This is a genomic window from Pseudomonas sp. Hp2 (assembly GCF_006386585.1).
GTDB classification, from domain to species: domain Bacteria; phylum Pseudomonadota; class Gammaproteobacteria; order Xanthomonadales; family Xanthomonadaceae; genus Pseudomonas_S; species Pseudomonas_S boreopolis.
In genome coordinates this window covers 141,732-160,144 of record NZ_VAHJ01000001.1, presented here as the reverse complement: position 1 = coordinate 160,144, position 18,413 = coordinate 141,732, and the positions used below count along the sequence as shown (strand labels likewise).

12 protein-coding genes are annotated in these 18,413 nt (G+C 70.5%); 11 read left to right on the top strand and 1 reads right to left on the bottom strand.

Annotation, left to right across the window (positions count from 1 at the left end; translation table 11 throughout):
- Window positions 1-162 precede the first annotated feature (162 nt).
- Together smc and zipA are read left to right on the top strand one after the other, a co-directional pair.
- On the top strand, window positions 163-3,666 hold the full coding sequence (gene smc, locus FD678_RS00680; RefSeq protein WP_140718690.1) for a chromosome segregation protein SMC: 3,504 nt from the start codon (window positions 163-165) through the stop codon (window positions 3,664-3,666).
- An 86-nt stretch (window positions 3,667-3,752) separates the two neighbouring features.
- Window positions 3,753-4,481, top strand: a complete 729-nt coding sequence (gene zipA, locus FD678_RS00675; RefSeq protein WP_140718689.1) for a cell division protein ZipA — start codon at window positions 3,753-3,755, stop codon at window positions 4,479-4,481.
- 27 nt (window positions 4,482-4,508) lie between these two features.
- Here zipA and FD678_RS00670 read toward each other — a convergent pair whose 3' ends face one another.
- On the bottom strand, window positions 4,509-5,621 hold the full coding sequence (locus FD678_RS00670) for a pyridoxal phosphate-dependent aminotransferase (RefSeq protein ID WP_177497485.1): 1,113 nt from the start codon (window positions 5,619-5,621) through the stop codon (window positions 4,509-4,511).
- A 286-nt stretch (window positions 5,622-5,907) separates the two neighbouring features.
- On the opposite strand from FD678_RS00670, the gene ligA reads away from it, so the two are divergent.
- The 9 genes from ligA (at window position 5,908) to FD678_RS00625 (ending at window position 18,403) form a co-directional block, all read left to right on the top strand.
- Window positions 5,908-8,385, top strand: coding sequence for an NAD-dependent DNA ligase LigA (ligA, locus tag FD678_RS00665; RefSeq protein ID WP_140718687.1), 2,478 nt, complete (start codon window positions 5,908-5,910; stop codon window positions 8,383-8,385).
- On the top strand, window positions 8,382-8,855 hold the full coding sequence (locus FD678_RS00660; protein ID WP_140718686.1) for a GNAT family N-acetyltransferase: 474 nt from the start codon (window positions 8,382-8,384) through the stop codon (window positions 8,853-8,855). Before ligA ends, FD678_RS00660 begins: the two co-directional genes overlap by 4 nt.
- Window positions 8,855-9,814: an EF-P lysine aminoacylase EpmA gene (epmA, locus tag FD678_RS00655; protein ID WP_140718685.1), complete on the top strand. Its 960-nt coding sequence runs from the start codon at window positions 8,855-8,857 to the stop codon at window positions 9,812-9,814. Before FD678_RS00660 ends, epmA begins: the two co-directional genes overlap by 1 nt.
- Before the next feature lie 192 nt (window positions 9,815-10,006).
- Window positions 10,007-10,615 (top strand): DUF3011 domain-containing protein, encoded by a 609-nt coding sequence (locus FD678_RS00650; protein WP_218569403.1) that lies wholly within the window; start codon window positions 10,007-10,009, stop codon window positions 10,613-10,615.
- 218 nt (window positions 10,616-10,833) lie between these two features.
- Window positions 10,834-11,895, top strand: a complete 1,062-nt coding sequence (gene mtnA / locus FD678_RS00645) for an S-methyl-5-thioribose-1-phosphate isomerase (RefSeq protein ID WP_140718683.1) — start codon at window positions 10,834-10,836, stop codon at window positions 11,893-11,895.
- Window positions 11,896-12,275: 380 nt separating this feature from the next.
- A complete protein-coding gene (gene gyrA / locus FD678_RS00640; RefSeq protein ID WP_140718682.1) occupies window positions 12,276-14,969 on the top strand; it encodes a DNA gyrase subunit A in 2,694 nt (897 codons plus the stop codon).
- Window positions 14,970-14,982: 13 nt separating this feature from the next.
- Window positions 14,983-15,216 (top strand): hypothetical protein, encoded by a 234-nt coding sequence (locus FD678_RS00635; RefSeq protein WP_140718681.1) that lies wholly within the window; start codon window positions 14,983-14,985, stop codon window positions 15,214-15,216.
- Window positions 15,206-17,755: a membrane-bound PQQ-dependent dehydrogenase, glucose/quinate/shikimate family gene (locus FD678_RS00630; protein ID WP_140718680.1), complete on the top strand. Its 2,550-nt coding sequence runs from the start codon at window positions 15,206-15,208 to the stop codon at window positions 17,753-17,755. Before FD678_RS00635 ends, FD678_RS00630 begins: the two co-directional genes overlap by 11 nt.
- Before the next feature lie 135 nt (window positions 17,756-17,890).
- Window positions 17,891-18,403 (top strand): TonB C-terminal domain-containing protein, encoded by a 513-nt coding sequence (locus tag FD678_RS00625; RefSeq protein ID WP_218569402.1) that lies wholly within the window; start codon window positions 17,891-17,893, stop codon window positions 18,401-18,403.
- Window positions 18,404-18,413: the final 10 nt, after the last annotated feature.

The window sequence follows — 18,413 nt, the reverse complement described above, 5'->3', positions numbered from 1 at the left end:
CGCCCCCCGGCCCGGCGGCGTCGCCGTACAGCCGGCTATACTCATCCCCGACTGCCGTTTCGCGATCCGGGTCTCCTTGAAGATCATGGGTTTACGAACGGATTCCTTCCGGAATACTGAGGTGCCGCCGCGACCGGCCTGGCACTGGAAATCTCCCGCCCAATGCGCCTGTCCACGATCAAGCTGTCCGGTTTCAAGTCGTTCGTCGATCCGACCACGCTGCACCTGCCGACCAACATGACCGGCATCGTCGGTCCGAACGGCTGCGGCAAGTCGAACATCATCGATGCGGTGCGCTGGGTGATGGGCGAAAGCTCGGCCAGCCGCCTGCGCGGCGACTCGCTGACCGACGTGATCTTCTCCGGCTCCTCGGCGCGCAAGCCGGTGGCGCAGGCGACGGTGGAGCTGATCTTCGACAATTCCGACCACGCGATCAGCGGCGAGTACGCCTCGTTCAACGAGATCTCGGTCAAGCGCACGGTCAGCCGCGACGGCACCAGCGCCTACTACCTCAACGGCACCAAGTGCCGCCGCCGCGACATCACCGACCTGTTCCTCGGCACCGGCCTGGGCCCGCGCAGCTACTCGATCATCGAGCAGGGCATGATCAGCCAGATCATCGAGGCGCGCCCGGAGGACCTGCGCATGTACCTGGAAGAGGCCGCCGGCATCTCCAAGTACAAGGAGCGGCGCAAGGAGACCGAGAACCGCATCCGCCACACGCGCGAGAACCTGGATCGCCTCAACGACCTGCGCGAGGAAATCACCAAGCAGCTGGCGCACCTGCAGCGCCAGGCCAAGCAGGCCGAGCAGTACCAGGCGCTGCAGGAGGAGCGCCGGGTCAAGGACGCCGAATGGAAGGCGCTGCAGTACCGCAACCTGGACGGGCGCCTGCAGGGACTGCGCGAGAAGCTGTCGCAGGAGGAGACCCGCCTGCAGCAGCTGATCGCCGAGCAGCGCGAGGCCGAGGCCCGCATCGAGACCGGCCGCGTGCGCCGCGAGGAAGCGGCCGAGGCGATGGCCAGGGCGCAGGCCGATGTCTACCAGGTGGGCAGCACGCTGGCCCGCATCGAGCAGCAGATCCAGCACCAGCGCGAGCTGTCGCAGCGCCTGCACAAGGCGCGCGACGAGGCGCAGAGCCAGCTGCAGGAGCTGATCCAGCACATCAGCAGCGATTCGGCGAAGCTGGCGGTGCTGCAGGAGGCGGTGGCGCAGGCCGAGCCGAAGCTGGAGCAGTTGCGCGAGGAGAACGAGTTCAAGCAGGAGGCGCTGCGCGAGGCCGAGGCGCGGCTGGCCGACTGGCAGCAGCGCTGGGAAAGCCACAACCGCGACACCGGCGAGGCCTCGCGCGCCGGCGAGGTGGAACGCACCCGCGTCGACTATCTCGACAAGCAGGCGATGGAAGCCGAGCGCCGGCGCGAGGCCCTGGTCAGCGAGCGGGCGGGCCTGGACCTGGAGGCCCTGAACGAGGCCTTCGAGGAACTGCAGCTCCAGCACGAGACGCAGCGCACCGCGCTGGACGGCCTCACCGAGCAGGTCGAGGAGCGCAAGGAAGCGGTGACGGCGCTGCAGGAACAGCAGCGCACCAGCCAGGCCGAGCTGGCCGACGTGCGCAAGCAGGCGCAAGCCACGCGCGGCCGCCTCTCGTCGCTGGAAACCCTGCAGCAGGCCGCGCTGGGCCAGGAGCAGGGCGCGGCGGTGGCATGGCTCAAGGCGCGCGGGCTGGATTCGGCCGCGCGCGTCGGCGAGCGCATCACGGTCGAGTCGGGCTGGGAGAACGCGGTCGAAAGCGCGCTCGGGCAGTTGATCGAAGGCGTGCTGGTCGACGACCCGGGCGCGCTGGTCGATGCGCTGGGCGAGCTGGGCGAGGGTCGCATCGCGCTGGTCGCCGACCAGGCGGGCGAAGGCGAGTTCGCGCCGACCTCGCTGGCCGCCAAGGTGCGCGGACCGCTGGCGATCCGGCGCCTGCTGGCGCGCCTGCACGGCGCCGACGACCTGGCCGCCGCGCGCGCGCTGCAGGGCCGGCTGGGCGAGGGCGATTCGGTGATCACCCGCAACGGCGAACGCCTGGGCGACGGCTGGGTGCGCGTGTCGCGCTCCGGCGCGGCCAAGCAAGGCGCGCTGCTGCGCGAGCGCGAGATCCAGGAGCTGCGCGCGCAGATCGAGACGCTGCAGGAGCGCGAGGCCGAGCTGGAGCGGCGGCTCTCGAGCTTCCGCGACCAGTTGCTCGCGGCCGAGCAGCAGCGCGAGGAAGCCCAGCGCCAGCTGTACGTGGCGCATCGCAGCGCCTCCGAGCTGGCCGGTCGCTTGCAGAGCCACCAGGGCAAGGTCGAGGCCGCGCGCAACCGGATCGAGCGGATCGAGAGCGAACTGGCGCACCTGGTGGAAACGCTGGATGCCAGCCGCGAGCAGGCGCGCGAGGCGCGCGCCAAGCTGGAGGACGCGGTCGAGCGCATGGGCGACCTGGAAAGCGCGCGCCAGGCGCTGGAGGCCGAGCGCCGCCAGCTCACCGAAGCGCGCGACCAGGCCCGCGACGCCGCGCGCAGCGTGCGCGACGCCTCGCACGCGCTGGCGCTGACGCTGGAGTCGCAGCGCACCCAGATCGCCTCGCTGAGCCAGACCCTGGAGCGCATGGGCAACCAGCGCGGCCAGCTCGACACCCGCCTGGAGGACCTGATCGCCCAGCTCAGCGAGGGCGACTCGCCGGTGGTGGAGCTGGAGCAGCAGCACCAGGCCGCGCTCAGCGAGCGGGTGCGCACCGAGCGCGTGCTGGCCGAGGCGCGCTCGCAGTTGGAAGGCATCGACGGCGAACTGCGCGGCCTGGAGCAGACCCGCCAGCAGCGCGACGAGCAGGCGCTGGCGCAGCGCGAACGGATCTCCCAGCGCAAGCTCGACCAGCAGGCGCTGGTGCTCAGCGCCGAACAGTTGCAGGCCGAGGTGGAGAAGGCCGGCTTCGTGCTGCAGGACGTGGTCAATGGCTTGCCCGACGGCGCCGACATCGGCGAGTGGGAACAGAACGTGGCGCAGATCGATGCGCGCATGCGCCGGCTGGAGCCGGTCAACCTGGCGGCGATCCACGAGTACGGCGAGGCCGCGCAGCGCGCCGAGTACCTGGAGGCGCAGAACGTCGACCTGACCACCGCGCTGGAGACGCTGGAGGAGGCGATCCGCAAGATCGACCGCGAGACCCGCGGACGCTTCAAGGACACGTTCGACCGCGTCAACGCCGGCGTGCAGGCGCTGTACCCGCGGCTGTTCGGCGGTGGCCACGCCTACCTGGAACTGACCGGCGAGGACCTGCTCGATACCGGCGTATCGATCATGGCGCGCCCGCCGGGCAAGCGCGTATCGAACATCTCGCTGCTGTCCGGCGGCGAGAAGGCGATGACCGCGGTGGCGCTGGTGTTCGCGATCTTCCAGCTCAACCCGGCGCCGTTCTGCCTGCTCGACGAGGTCGACGCGCCGCTGGACGAGGCCAACGTCGGCCGCCTGGCCAACATGGTCAAGGAGATGAGCGAGAAGGTGCAGTTCCTGTTCGTCAGCCACAACAAGGCGACGATGGAGGCGGCCTACCAGCTGTCCGGCGTGACCATGCGCGAGCCCGGGGTGAGCCGCCTGGTGAGCGTGGACCTGGAAGAGGCCGCGCGTTTGGCCGGCGCGGCCTGACGTGCCATGCTTTTGGCGAGTCCCTCGCAGGAGCACGGCACCTCCATGGGCCGGGATCTTATTTTCAATCTTCGGAGGCAAGCCGAATGTCTGACGTGGCCATGATCCGGATCGGCATCCTGGCCGCCGGCCTGCTGCTGATCGCCGCCATCTTCCTGTTCGGCCGGCCCAAGAAGCCGCCGCAAGGCCGCCGCGTGGAATCCGGCGACAACGCCGCGCGCGAGCGGCGCGAGCCGGTGCTGGGCGAGGGCGAGGCGGTGCCGGCGGACGGCGACTACAGCGGCGAGGCGGTCTCGCAGCCGGAGCTGGGGCTGGAGCCGGCCGAACCGGACACCTCCGAGCTCGGCAAGCGGCCGAGCCAGGATTTCGACAAGATCGTCTCGCTCTACGTCGCGGCCAAGGCCGGGCAGGTGCTGCGCGGCGAGGACATCGTGGTGGCGGCCGAGAAGACCGGGCTGGTGTTCGGCCACATGAACGTGTTCCACCGCCTGATCGAGGGCCACCCCGAACGCGGGCCGATCTTCAGCATGGCGAGCATCCTCAAGCCGGGCAGCTTCGACATGGCCAACATCCGCGAGATGCAGACGCCGGCGATCGCGTTCTTCCTGACCCTGCCGGCGCCGATGACCGCGCTGGACGCCTGGGAGAAGATGCTGCCGACCGTGCAGCGCATGGCCGAGCTGCTCGACGGCGTGGTGCTGGACGACAGCCGCAACGCGCTCGGCCGCCAGCGCATCGCGCACATCCGCGACGACCTGCGCGCCTACGACCGCCAGCACCAGGCGCCGCCGCTGACCAAGTCGCCGCGCTGGTAGCGGCGGCCGGCCGTCGATCCCGGCGCGTCAGCGGCGCGCCGCCAGGAACGCCTCGCGGAACCTGAGCATCTCCGCCTCGGTGCCGACGGTGATGCGCACGCGCTCCGGCCATACCGGCCAGCTGCGGCCGACCAGCACGCCTTGCCGCTGCATCGCCTGCGCGAACGCCTTGCCGTCGCGCTTGACGTCGACCATGAAGCAGTTGGACTGCGAGGGCAGGCAGGCGTAGCCCTGTTCCTCCAGCCAGGCGATGGTGGCCTGGCGGATGCGGGCGTTCTCCGCGCGGCGCTGCGGCACCAGCTGCGGATCGCGCAGGCTGGCCATGCCGGCGGCCATCGCGGTCACCGCCAACGGGTTGCCGCCGAGTCTTTCCAGGCGTTCGAGCAGGACCGGCGCGGCCATCGCCGCGCCCAGCCGCAGGCCGGCCATGCCATACAGCTTGGAGAACGTGCGCAGCACCACCAGGTCCTGGCGCTCACGCACCAGTGGCGCCACCGAGGCTTCCTCGCTGTAGTGGATGTAGGCCTCGTCCACCAGCAGCACCGCGGAAGCGGGCTTGTTCGCCAGCAGCCACTCGATGTCCGCGCGCGGGGTGATCGAGCCGGTCGGATTGTTGGGGTTGCAGAGATAGATCAGCCCGGCGTCGCGCGCGGCCCCGGCCATCGCCCGCACGTCGTGGGCGCCGTCGGCGCGCAGGGGCACGCGATGCACCGGGGCGCCCTGGGCCGCGGCGACCTCGGCCACCGCCTCGAAGGTCGGGTCGGCCACCACCACGCCGGCCTTGGCAGAGGTGAACAGCGCGCCGCAGCGATTGAGCGGGTCGCTGGACCCCGGGTACAGGGCGAGGTGGTCCGCGGGCAATCGCTCGATCTCGGCCATCTGCCCGGCCAGCTCCCGGGCCATGTCGAACAGGTAGCGTCCGGAGCGGGCCACGATCCGGGTGGCGGCGTCCTGCGCCGCCGGCGCGGGGCCGAGCGGGCATTCGTTGAAGTTCAGGTAGACCGGGCCGGCGGCCGGGGCGGGGGCGATCGCCGGCATCCGGGTCGCACGTGCGGCCGCCTCGCCGGCACCGAGTGCGGAGACGGCCAGGCCGGAAGAGGCCAGTTGCAGGAACGAGCGACGCGAGACGGGCTGGGACACGGAAGGCTCCTTGGAGATTTGTGTAATCTTAAGTCCGTCCAGGTTTTCCGGAGGCGCGGCTTTTCGTGGGAGCGGCTTCGGCCGCGATGGGGCTTTCCCATCTGAACCCCTGCACATGAATGTGCGGGCTGTTGCAGAGGGATCTGCACGAAGCCGAACGCCCCATCGCGGCTGAAGCCGCTCCCACAAAAAAACGCGCCTGTGGATTACGGGCGCGCATGACCGCATGTCGCCTTCGCGCCATGCCCGATAGAATCGCCGCCCCAGAGCAATGCCGCGAGAGCGCATGACCGCCATCCCGGATCCCGCCCGGCGCGCCGAAGAGCTGCGGCGCCGCATCGACGAGGCCAACTACCGCTACCACGTGCTCGACGAGTCGCCGATCCCGGACGTCGAGTACGACCGGATGCTGCGCGAGCTGGACGAGCTGGAGGCCGCGCATCCGGAGCTGGCCACGCCCGATTCGCCGACCCAGCGCGTCGGGCATGCCGCGTCCTCGAAGTTCGCCGAGGTGCGCCACGCCATCCCGATGCTGTCGCTCGGCAACGCCTTCAGCGACGAGGAGGTGGAGGAGTTCGTGCGGCGCATCGTCGAGCGGCTCGACGTGGCGCAACCGGCGTTCTCGGCCGAGCCCAAGCTGGACGGGCTGGCGATCAGCCTGCGCTACGAGCAGGGCGAGTTCGTGCAGGGCGCCACGCGCGGCGACGGCGCCACCGGCGAGGACGTGACCGCCAACCTGCGCACGGTGCGCGCGATCCCGCTGAGGCTGCGCGGCGAAGGCTGGCCGCGGGTGCTGGAGGTGCGCGGCGAGGTCTACATGCCGCGCGCCGACTTCGAGAAGTACAACGAGCAGGCGCGCCTGCACGGAGGCAAGGTGCTGGCGAACCCGCGCAACGGCGCGGCCGGTTCGCTGCGCCAGCTGGACCCCAGGATCACCGCGCAGCGGCCGCTGAGCTTCTACGCCTACGGCGTGGGCGAGGTGCAGGACGGCGAGCTGCCGGCCACGCACTCGGCGATCCTGGCGCGCCTGCGCGACTGGGGCTTCCCGGTCAGCGGCCTGGTCGAGGTCGTGCGCGGCAGCGACGGGCTGCTGGATTACTACCGCCGGATCGGCGCGGCCCGCGACGGGCTGCCGTTCGACATCGACGGGGTGGTCTACAAGCTGGACGACCTGGCCGGCCAGCGCGAAATGGGCTTCGTCTCGCGCGCGCCGCGCTGGGCGATCGCGCACAAGTTCCCGGCGCAGGAGCAGACCACCACGGTCGAGGCGATCGAGATCCAGATCGGCCGTACCGGCGCGGCCACGCCGGTGGCGCGGCTGGCACCGGTGCAGGTGGCCGGCGTGGTCGTCACCAACGCGACGCTGCACAACGCCGACCAGATCGCGCGGCTGGACGTGCGCGTGGGCGACACGGTGATCGTGCGCCGCGCCGGCGACGTCATCCCCGAAGTGGTCAGCGTGATCGCCGAACGCAGGCCCGGCGGCACCGTGCCGTGGCAGATGCCGCCGGCCTGCCCGGTCTGCGGCTCGGAGATCGTGCGCGAGGAAGGCGCCGCGGTCTGGCGCTGTTCCGGCGAACTGACCTGCCCGGCGCAGCGCAAGGAGGCGATCCGCCATTTCGTCTCGCGCCGCGCGATGGACGTGGACGGCCTGGGCGAGAAGTTCATCGAGGTGCTGGTCGATGCCGGCGTGGTGCAGGGCGTGGCCGACCTGTACCTGCTGACGCGCGACCAGTTGCTGCTGCTGAAGCTGGCGCTGGACGCGGAATCGGCGGAAAGCCTGGCGACGCAACTGATGCCGCACCTGCCGCGCGAGGGCAGCGGGGACAGCCTCAATGCGGTGGTGAAGCTCGGCACGGCCGAGGACTGGCGCCTGCGGGTGCTGGCCTTGCCGCTGCGACTGGAGTGGAACCCGAAGAAGATCGCCACCAAGTGGGCCGAGAACCTGGTCGCGGCGATCGATCGCTCGCGCGACACCACGCTGGAGCGCTTCCTGTTCGCGCTCGGCATCGAGCACGTCGGCGAGAGCACCGCCAAGGCGCTCTCGCAATGGTTCGGCGACCTGGAACTGGTCCGGCGCATGCCGTGGCCGCTGTTCAAGCGGGTGCCGGACATCGGCGGCGAGGTCGCGCGCGCGCTCGGGCATTTCTTCGACCAGCCGGGCAACCAGCAGGCGATCGACGACCTGCTGGCGCGCGGCGTGCGCATCGGCGACACGCACCCGCCGTCGCCCAGGCTGCGCGGCGAACTGGCGCTGGCGACGCTGCTGGTGGACCTGGAGATCCCGAAGATCACCAGGTTGCGCGCCGAGCAGTTGGCCGGCGCGTTCGACTCGGCGGCGCGCCTGCTCGACGAGGACGAGCACAACTACGTGGCCGCCGGGTTGCCGGCCGAGGCCGCCCAGTCGCTGGCAGGCTGGCTGGAGGACCCGGCCAACGCGGCGCTGCTGGCCGCGGCCGACGCCATGCGGACCCGGCTGCTCGAGCGATTGCCGGAGGCCGCCGAGATCCAGGCCGGCCCGCTCGACGGCCAGACCGTGGTGCTGACCGGCACGCTGGCCGCGCTGACCCGCGATGGCGCGCGCGAGCGGCTGGAAGCGCTCGGCGCCAAGGTCGCCGGCAGCGTGTCGAAGAAGACCGCGTTCGTGGTGGCGGGCGAGGAGGCCGGCTCCAAGCTCGACAAGGCGCAGGCGCTGGGCGTGGAGATCTGGGACGAGGCGCGGCTGCTGGCGTTCTTGCGGCAGCACGGAGGAGAGGGACCATGACGGCGACGGAACTGGGCTGGCGCGTGGCGGTCCCCGCAGACGAGGACGCATTGCTGGCGATGATGCGCGCGTTCTACGTCGAGGACGCTATCGAATTCCATCCGGAACGTGCATTGCGCGGCCTGCGCACGCTGTTGCACGAGCCGCACCTGGGCGAAGCGCTGCTGTGGCTGGCGCCGGACGGCACGGCCGTCGGCTACGCGATCCTGACGCTGTGCTTCAGCGTGGAGATGGGCGGCCGCTACGCCCTGCTCGACGAGCTCTACCTGGGACCGGCCGCGCGCGGCCGCGGCTGGGGGCGCCAGGCGGTCGCCCTGTTCGAGGCGCGGGTGCGCACGCTAGGCCTGGACATGGTGCGAATGGAGGTCAATCGCCATAACGCCGCCGCCAGGCGGCTCTACCTCGGCCTGGGCTACCGCGACGACCAGCGCGACCAGTTGAGCCGGCGCCTGCCGGCCGCGGAGGCCTGATGTCCCTGCTCGACAAGCTGCGCCTGCGCGCGCGCCTCAACGCGGCGATCCGCGCGTTCTTCGCCGAGCGCGGCGTGCTGGAGGTGGAAACCCCGGTGATGTCCGAGGCCGGCAACACCGAGCCGAACATCGAGAGCTTCTCGACCCGTTTCACCGGCCACGTCGATGCCGGCTCGCCGCTGCGCTGGCTGCGCACCTCGCCCGAATACCCGCTCAAGCGCCTGCTCGCCGCCGGCGTCGGCGATTGCTACGAGCTGGGCCGCGTGTTCCGCAACGGCGAGGCAGGCGGCCGCCACAATCCCGAGTTCACCATGCTGGAGTGGTACCGCGTCGGCTGGGACGACCGCCGGCTGGCCGAGGAGACCATCGCGCTGGTGCGGCAGGCGCTGGCGCTGGTGGGACGCGAGGCGTCGGTGCAGGTCACCACGTACCGGCAGCTGTTCCTCGATGCGCTCGGCCTGGATCCGTTGGTGGCGGCCGAAGACGCATTGCGCGGCGCGCTCGGCGAGGTCGGCGTCGACCCGCAAGGCCTGGTGCGCGACGACTGGCTCGATCTGCTGATGACGCATCGGATCCAGCCGTATTTTCCGGCCGACCGCATCACGGTGGTGCACGACTGGCCCGCCAGCCAGTGCGCGCTGGCCAGGATCCGCGAGCCGGCCACGGGCGATCCTCCGGTGGCCGAGCGCTTCGAGCTGTACTTGGGAGTTCACGAAATCGCCAACGGCTACCACGAGTTGAACGATGCCGCCGAGCAGCGCCGGCGCTTCGAGCGCGACAATCGGGTGCGCGCCAGGCGCAACCTGCCGCAGTTGCCGCTGGACGAGCGGCTGCTGCAGGCGCTGCCGGACCTGCCGGACTGCGCCGGCGTCGCCGTCGGCGTGGATCGCCTGCTGATGGCGATGCGCGCCACGCCGCGCATCGCCGACGTGCTGGCGTTCGAGTTCGCGCGGGCATAACGGAAACGCAACCCGGCGCGTATTGCTTTCTTCACGGCGATGATGCTTTGATCGTTGCGCCAAGGAAGGTGCGTCCGGATCATTCATGTTGTCAGGGGGAGTCGCGGGATGAAGCGGTTCATCGTTCTTTGCGGCGTGCTCGGCTTGTCGTGGTGGCCCCAAGCCGCGTTCGCAGGGGACGGAGACCTCCCGGTGCAAGTCCGTTGCGAATCGCGCGGCATGGAGCGGCGGCACTGCCCGATCGACACGGCCAACGGCGTGCAGTTGGTACGCCAGCTGTCGGAGAGCACCTGCATCCGGGGCAGCGAATGGGACGTCGAACCGAACGGCGGCGGCATCTGGGTCGCGCTCGGATGCCGGGCGGAATTCCGTTCCATCCGGCCGCAAGGCGACGCGCTGACCCGGCGCGTGGTGCGCTGCGAGTCCAACGGGCCGCAGACCAGCTGCCCGGTCATGCTGCGCGGCGCGCCGGTGCGGCTGTTGCGGCAACGCTCGGCGTGGCCCTGCAAGGAAGGCCGCACCTGGGGCACGCGCCGCAACGAGATCTGGGTATCGCGGGGCTGCGACGGCGAGTTCGAGATCGGGGCCGAGGACGGGTCCGGTTTCGTCGACGTGCCGCGCCGGGTGACCTGCGAGTCCAAGAACCGGATCCGGCGCATGTGCGGCGTCTCGGTCGAGCGCGGCGTGCGGCTGGGCCGGCAGATCTCGGGCACGGCCTGCGTGCAGGACAAGAACTGGGGCTGGAGCCGCGACGGGATCTGGGTCGACGGCGGCTGCCGGGCGGAGTTCATCGTCGATTGAAGGCCGGGACCGGGTTCCGGCACCGGGAACTCGATAAAGCGGAGCTCGCTTCGGCATGATGGCTGTTGTGGGAGGGACTTCAGTCCCGACAGCAGGCCAGTAAAGCCTGTCGGGACTGAAGTCCCTCCCACAACGACACGCGACCCGAAGCAGGCTTGTCGCTTTTCCGAGCCTCCGCTCCCGGAACCCCGGTCGCGGCTTCGGCCTACAATGGCGCGATGACGACCGAATCCCACATCGATTACGCCCGCTACGACCATATCCGCCCGATCCTCTGGACCGGCGACGCGCTCGAACTGCTCGACCAGCGCAAGCTGCCGTTCGTGGTGGAGCACGTGCAGTGCCACACCAGCGACGAGGTCGCGCAGGCGATCCATGCGCTCACCGTGCGCGGCGCGCCGGCGATCGGCATCGCCGCGGCCTGGGGCGTGGTGCTGGCCGCGCGCGCGATCGACGCCGGCGACGGCGCCGAGGCGTTGCAGAAGCTGGAACCGGCGCTGCAGCGGCTCAATGCCGCGCGGCCGACCGCGGTCAACCTGGGCTGGGCGCTGGCGCGGATGCGCCGCGCGCTGCAGGAGGCGGGGGCGGACTGGCGCGACGTGGTGACCGCCGAGGCCCAGGCCATCGCCGACGAGGACCTGGCCGCCAACCGCCGCATGGGCATCCTCGGCGCCGGCCTGATCGCGCCCGGAAGCGGCGTGCTGACCCACTGCAACACCGGCTCGCTGGCGACCGCCGGTTTCGGCACCGCGTTGGGCGTGATCCGTGCCGGCGTGGCGCAGCAGCGCATCGGCCGGGTGTTCGCCGGCGAGACCCGGCCCTGGCTGCAGGGCGCGCGGCTGACCGTGTGGGAGCTGCAGCAGGACGGCATCGACGCCACCCTGATCGCCGACTCGGCCGCCTCGCACCTGATGAAGACCGGCGCGGTGCAATGGGTGGTCGTCGGCGCCGACCGGATCTGCGCCAACGGCGACACCGCCAACAAGATCGGCACCTACCAGCTGGCGATCGTCGCGCGCCACCACGGCGTCCGGTTCATGGTGGTGGCGCCGTCCTCGACGGTCGACATGGGCACCGCCAGCGGCGACCTGATCGAGATCGAGCAGCGCGACCCGGGCGAGCTGTTCGGCGTCGGCGGCGTGCGCACCGTGGCCGAGGGCATCAACGCCTGGAACCCGGTCTTCGACGTGACCCCGGGCGAGCTGATCGATGCGATCGTGACCGAGCGCGGGGTGATCGAGCGACCGGATGCAGCCGCGATGCGGGCGGCGTTCGGTTGAGCCCGGGATCCGGGAAGCCATCGTTGCCCGGGCCGGGCTGTCAAGCGCCCCGACTTTTTTGCAGGCCTTTGCGGGAGGGACTTCGGTCCCGACGGCAGGCCGGTAAAGCCCGTCGGGACCCAAGTCCTTCCCACAATCGCCTTCGGTCCGAAGCGGGCTTGCCGCTGTTCCGGGGCCCCGGTGCCGAAACCCGGGGGCGGCCCATCCGGCCCCGGTCCCGAAAATCCTGCAAGTGCTTGTTTCTGGCTGGCAAAACGCCAGCATCGATAGGCCTGCCGTGGTAGAATCGGTCGCTTGAATCGACCGGCGGATTGGACGCCTTCGCGCCGTGGTGCGCGAGGTCCTCCCGATCCGCCGCAAAACCAGACTACGGAACCCGAATGGCAGAAACCGCCAAGGAAATCATCCAGGTCAACCTGGAAGACGAGATGCGCAAGAGCTACCTCGATTACGCCATGAGCGTGATCGTGGGGCGCGCACTCCCTGATGCCCGCGACGGGCTCAAGCCGGTGCACCGGCGCGTGCTGTACGCGATGAACGAACTGGGCGCGCACAGCAACAAGGCCTACTTCAAGTCGGCGCGTATCGTCGGCGACGTCATCGGTAAGTACCACCCGCACGGCGACGCCTCGGTGTACGACACGCTGGTGCGCATGGCCCAGCCGTTCTCGTTGCGCTACATGCTGGTCGACGGCCAGGGCAACTTCGGCTCGATCGACGGCGACTCCGCCGCGGCGATGCGTTACACCGAGTCGCGCATGGCGCGCCTCAGCCACGAGCTGATGGCCGACATCGACAAGGAAACCGTCGATTTCCAGCCCAACTACGACGAGAAGGAACTGGAGCCGACGGTCATGCCGACCCGGTTCCCGAACCTGCTGGTCAACGGTTCGGCCGGCATCGCGGTGGGCATGGCGACCAACATCCCGCCGCACAACCTGACCGAGTCGATCAACGCCTGCATCGCGCTGATCGACAACCCGGAACTGGATGTCGACGGCCTGATGGAGTACATCCCGGGCCCGGATTTCCCGACCGCCGGCATCATCAACGGCACCGCGGGCATCGTCGCCGGCTATCGGACCGGCCGCGGCCGCGTGCGCATCCGCGCCAAGGCGGAGATCGAGGTGGCCGACAACGGCCGCGAGGCGATCGCCGTCACCGAGATCCCGTACCAGGTCAACAAGGCGCGCCTGATCGAGAAGATCGCCGAGCTGGTCAAGGAAAAGAAGATCGAGGGCATCAGCGAGCTGCGCGACGAGTCCGACAAGGACGGCATGCGCATCTACATCGAGGTCAAGCGCGGGGAGTCGGCCGAGGTCGTGCTGAACAACCTGTACCAGCAGACCCAGATGGAGTCGGTGTTCGGCATCAACATGGTCGCGCTGGTCGATGGCCGGCCCAAGCTGATGAACCTCAAGGAGATGCTGGAGGCGTTCATCCGCCACCGCCGCGAGGTGGTCACCCGCCGCACCATCTTCGAACTGCGCAAGGCGCGCGCCCGCGCCCACATCCTGGAAGGCCTGACGGTCGCGCTCGCCAACATCGACGAGATGATCGAGCTGATCCGGACCTCGGCCAACCCGCAGGAAGCCAAGGAACGCATGCTGGCGCGGACCTGGCAGCCCGGCCTGGTCGGCGCGCTGCTCGGCGCGGCCGGCGCCGAGGCGTCCCGCCCGGAGGACCTGCCGAAGGGCGTCGGCCTGATCGACGGCCTCTACCAGCTGACCGAGGTCCAGGCGCAGCAGATCCTGGAAATGCGCCTGCACCGCCTGACCGGCCTGGAGCAGGACAAGCTCACCGAGGAATACAAGCAACTGCTGGAAACCATCGCCGGGCTGATCCGCATCCTGGAAGACCCGGACGTGCTGCGGCAGGTGATCCGCGACGAACTGGTCAACGTGCGCGAGGAGTACGGCGACGAGCGCCGCACCGAGATCCGCCACAGCGAGGAAGACCTGGACATCCTCGACCTGATCGCGCCGGAAGACGTGGTGGTCACGCTCTCGCATGCCGGCTACGCCAAGCGCCAGCCGGTGTCGGCGTACCGCGCGCAGAAGCGCGGCGGCCGCGGCCGCAGCGCGGCGGCGACCAAGGAAGAGGATTTCATCGAGCAGCTGTGGCTGGTCAACACCCACGACACGCTGTTGACCTTCACCAGCAGCGGCAAGGTGTTCTGGCTGCCGGTGCACCAGTTGCCGGAGGCCGGCTCGAACGCGCGCGGGCGCCCGATCATCAACTGGATCCCGCTGGAACCGGGCGAGAAGGTGCAGGCGGTGCTGCCGGTGCGCGAGTATGCCGAGGGCCGGTACGTGTTCTTCGCGACCCGCAACGGCACGGTGAAGAAGACGCCGCTCAGCGAGTTCGCGTTCCGCCTGGCGCGCGGCAAGATCGCGATCAACCTCGACGAAGGCGATGCGCTGGTCGGCGTGGCGCTGACCGACGGCACCCGCGACGTGCTGCTGTTCGCCTCCAACGGCAAGACCGTGCGCTTCGGCGAGGAAACCGTGCGCTCGATGGGGCGTACCGCCACCGGCGTGCGCGGCATCAAGCTGGCCAAGGGCGAGGAAGTGGTGAGCCTGATCGCGGCCGAGCCTGCCGGCGGTGCCGAGGACGAGGGCGACGACGTCGAGGAGAGCGTGGACAGCGGCGAGGCGGAGGTCGTGGAGACCGGCGCCGAGAAGGCCGGTGTCGCCTACATCCTCACCGCCACCGAGAACGGCTACGGCAAGCGCACGCCGCTGGCCGATTACCCGCGCAAGGGCCGCGGCACGCAGGGCGTGATCGGCATCCAGACCACCGAGCGCAACGGCAAGCTGGTCGCGGCGGTGCTGCTGGGCGCCAGCGACGAAGTGCTGCTGATCTCCGACGGCGGCACGCTGGTGCGTACGCGCGGCGCCGAGATCTCGCGCGTCGGCCGCAACACCCAGGGCGTGACGCTGATCCGGCTCGGCAAGGGCGAGAAGCTGCAGGCGGTGGAACGCCTGGATGCCTCGCTCGCCGATGCCGACGAGCCGGGCGAGGAGGTCGCGATGCCCGCCGCCAGCGAGGAGAACGCGCCGCCGCAGGCATGAAGGCGGGCGTGGCATGACCGATGAGAACGCCGGCGCAAGCCGGCGTTCTTCTTTCCAGGCCGTGGCCAGCGGCCTCCTTTCGCGTTGCCTGCACACGGCAGGGCTCGCCGGATGGCGCGAGGGCGTCTTCACCCCGGCGCGCGAAAGAACGCAGGACGTTCACAAACGCATTGCCACCCTGTGCGCGCCCGGCGGCGGCATGCCGTCGGCGATGTCGCATCGAGGAGGACAGACGCATGGCCGTTGACTACCGTGCCCGCCGCACAGGGCACTGGACGCTGGTGCTGCTCGGCATCGCGATCGGATTGCTGGGGCTGGTGTTGCTCGCCGGCGGGATCTGGCTGGCCGCGCTCGGCGGCTCCTGGTACTACCTGCTGGCCGGCGTCGGCATGTCGGTGGCGGGCGTGCAGTTGGTGCGCGGCCGCAACTCGGGTGCCTGGTGGTTCGCGGCGGTGTTCGTCGGCACCTTGCTGTGGACCTGGTGGGAATCGGGGGCCAGCTATTGGCGCTGGGTGCCGCGCCTGGGATTGGTGACGGTGCTCGCGCTGGTGCTGGCGCTGCTGTCGCCCCGGCTGGAGCGGCCCGCTTCGCGCGCGCTCTCGCGTGGCCTGGCGGGCGTGCTGGCGGCGATCTTCGTGGTGGCATTCGCATTGGCGTTCGTGCCGCACGGCGTGACCGGGCCGGAAGGCAGGTTCCCGGAACCGCAGCCGCGGGCTTCGGCGCCTTCGCCGAACCCGCAAGGCGCGCCGGCGGGATTCGTGCAGCCCTCGGACCAGCCGGCCGACGGCGACTGGACGGCCTACGGCCGCAGCAACGCGGCCGAACGCTTCAGCCCGCTCGGCCAGATCACGCTCGACAACGTGGGCCGGCTGCAGCGGGCCTGGGAGTTCCGCACCGGCGACCTGCCGGAGCGCCGCTGGGGCGCGGAGACGACGCCGCTGAAGGTCGGCGACAGCCTGTACCTGTGCACCGCGCGCAACCAGCTGATCGCCCTCGATGCGCGCACCGGCAAGCAGCGCTGGCGCTTCGACCCGAAGGTGGCGGACGAGTCGATCCCGTACACCGCCGCCTGCCGCGGCGTGGCCTACTACGAAGTGCCTCCCGCCGGCACCGACGCCGATGCGGCCGCGGCCGCCGTGCCGGGTGCCGTGCCCGAAACCCGCGGCGCCAATGCGGACGATCCGGTGCCGCGGGTGCAGCCGGCGCCGGTGGCCGAGGAGGCCGCCGGCCAGGCCTGCCGCAAGCGCATCATCGAAGGCACGCTGGACGCGCGCCTGATCGCCGTCGACGCGGAGACCGGCAGGCCCTGCCAGGGTTTCGGCGACAACGGCCAGGTCGACATCACCGTCGGCATGGGCGACACCCCGCCGGGCTACGTGTCGATCACCTCGCCGCCGGCGATCGTGCGCGGCGTGATCGTCACCGGGCACCAGGTGCTGGACGGACAGCGCCGCTACGCGCCATCGGGCGTGATCCAGGGCTACGACGCGGTGACCGGCAAGCTGCGCTGGGCCTGGGACATGCTCAATCCCGATCGGAGCGGCCTGCCGCCGGAGGGCGAGACCTACGCGCGCGGCACCCCGAACATGTGGACCACCGCCACCGGCGACAACGAACTGGGGCTGGTGTACCTGCCGATGGGCAATTCGGCGGCGGACTACTGGAGCGGGCTGCGCACGCCCATCGAGAACCGCTATGCCACCTCGGTGGTGGCGCTGGACGTGGCCACCGGCAAGCCGGCCTGGCATTTCCAGGCCGTGCGCAACGACGTATGGGACTACGACTTCGGCTCGCAGGCGAGCTTGGTCGACTATCCGACCGGCAACGGCACGGTCCCGGCGTTGCTGGTGCCGAGCAAGCAGGGCGACATGTACATCCTCGATCGCCGCACCGGCAAGCTGCTGACGCCGGCCGAGGAGCGCAAGGTGCCGCAGGGCGGCGTGGAACCGGAGCAGCGCTCGCCCACGCAGTTGTTCTCGCTGTACCACACGCTGCGCAAGCCCGACCTCACCGAGCGCGACATGTGGGGCATCACGCCGATCGACCAGCTGGTATGCCGGATCCAGTTCCGCAAGGCGAGCTACCAGGGCTTCTATACGCCGCCCGAGGCCGACCGCCATTCGATCGAATACCCCGGCTACAACGGCGGTTCCGACTGGGGCAGCGTGGCGGTGGATCCGACCCGGCGCGTGATCGTCGCCAACTACAACGACATGCCCAACTACAACATTCTGGTGCCGCGCGCGAAGGCCGACGAACTGGGCTGGGCGCCGCGCGAGGACGTGCGCGGCGACATGGGCGGCGCGGAGGGCGCGGGCGACCCGCAGGCCGGCACGCCGTACGCGGTCAACGTCAACGCCGGCTGGCGCCTGCCGTTCACCAAGCTGCTGTGCAAGCAGCCGCCGTACGGCGGCATCCGTGCGATCGACCTGCAGACCGGCAAGACCCTGTGGGACCGCCCGTTCGGCGAGGCCCGCAGCAACGGTCCGTTCGGCATCCGCTCCGGCCTGCCGATCCAGATCGGCACGCCCAACAACGGCGGCCCGGTGGTCACCGCCAGCGGCCTGGTGTTCATCGCCGCCGCCACCGACGACCTGATCCGCGCGATCGACCTGAGGACCGGCGAGACCGTGTGGCGCGACAAGCTGCCCGCGGGCGGGCAAGCCACCCCGATGGTCTACGAGGTCGATGGGCGCGAGTACCTGGTGATCGTCGCGGCCGGCCATCACTTCATGGAGACCCGGCCCGGCGACTACGTGATCGCCTACGCGTTGCCCCAGGGCTGAGCCTGCGGGGAGGACCGGGCTGGACCGGTCCCCGGTGCACCTGTCGCGGCGCATCCGCGGCAGGCGATCCTTGCCGCGGCGCTTTTGGCCGTCCGCTTCCGTCTAGCTTGGGAGGATCGCGACGGGAACCATCGCATGAACGGGCACGGCAACGAGGACGGGGAGGCGAGGGTCGCTCCGCGCATCGAGGCATCGATGCGGCAATGGGCGAGATCGCTGTCGCGACGTGTGCGCCTATGGGCAGCAGGCTTGCTGGCGGTGGGAGCGCTGGCTGCCCAGGCGGAGGAGGCCGTGCCCGCGAGCTGGATCGACTATGCGGCAACGACCGGGAACGCCCTGCAGGCCAGATTGAGCGAAGGCAGCGGCGACCTGGTCACGCGCCTGCATGCCTGGCTGGAGAAACGGCAGGCGCGAAGCGCCACGCCGTTGCCGGTGGTGGTGCGCTTGTGGATCTCCCCGCGCGGTACGGTGGAGCGCAGCGAATTCGGCAGCCTGGGCGACGTCCAGGCCGATGCCGACCTGCGCGCGATCCTGGCGGCGAGCCCGCTTCCCGAGCCGCCGCCCGAGGACATGCCGCAGCCGCTGGTGATGCAGTTGACCCTGCAGCCCAACCCGGATTTCGACGCGGACGCCGCCCCCGGCCGCTGACGCTCACGCC